Genomic DNA, 609 nt, shown 5'->3' with positions numbered 1-609 from the left:
AACCGTGGGCCGGTTCGGCGTCGGCGGTGAGACGGGTGGAGGCCTTGCGGGCGGCGGCGGACCGTTGGGCGGGTGCGACGGGGTCGGACGGTTCGGGCCGGTATTCGTCGGTGAACGTCAGGGGTGCCCAGGCTTTGCGGAGGTGCCAGAGAAGGTAGGCGGCGAGCATGCAGATAAACACGTGCGCGCGGACCCTTGTTTCGGTGTAATGGTGGATCGGGCGCAGGTGCAGGTCGATGGACTTGATCGAGCGGAAGTCCCGTTCCACGTTCGCCAGGGACTTGTAGGTCACCACAACCCTGTCCGCGTCCATCTGCGCCTGCGGGATGGTGGTACGGATGATGTAGATCCCGTCCAGGGCCGCCTCCGCCGCGATCGCCTCCTCGTTCCGGGCGTAGGTGAAGGCGGCGTCGGTGATGGCCAGGGTGTAATGCTTTTCCATTTTGTATCTGCCGATGACTTTTCCGGCGCGGACGCCGATCTTCCCGGCGCCCGTGAGGCGTCCGGTTTCGGCTGCGGCGGTGATCTTTTCCAGCTCCTTGTCGGTCGCGGTCAACAGCTCGCCGCGTTTGCGTCCGCGTTCGGCAGCGAGGGCGGGGTTGCGGCAGG

The 609-nt window shown here is 66.2% G+C and carries 1 protein-coding gene; it reads right to left on the bottom strand.

Annotation, left to right across the window (positions count from 1 at the left end):
* Positions 1-609: transposase (locus J7I89_RS08860; RefSeq protein ID WP_214969577.1), on the bottom strand; the 609-nt coding region annotated here is incomplete at both ends.

Origin of the sequence: Arthrobacter sp. ISL-5 (genome assembly GCF_018613835.1) — a bacterium.
Taxonomy (GTDB): domain Bacteria; phylum Actinomycetota; class Actinomycetes; order Actinomycetales; family Micrococcaceae; genus Arthrobacter.
Note: the sequence above shows the minus strand (reverse complement) of the source record. Positions and strands in the feature narration are given on the sequence as shown.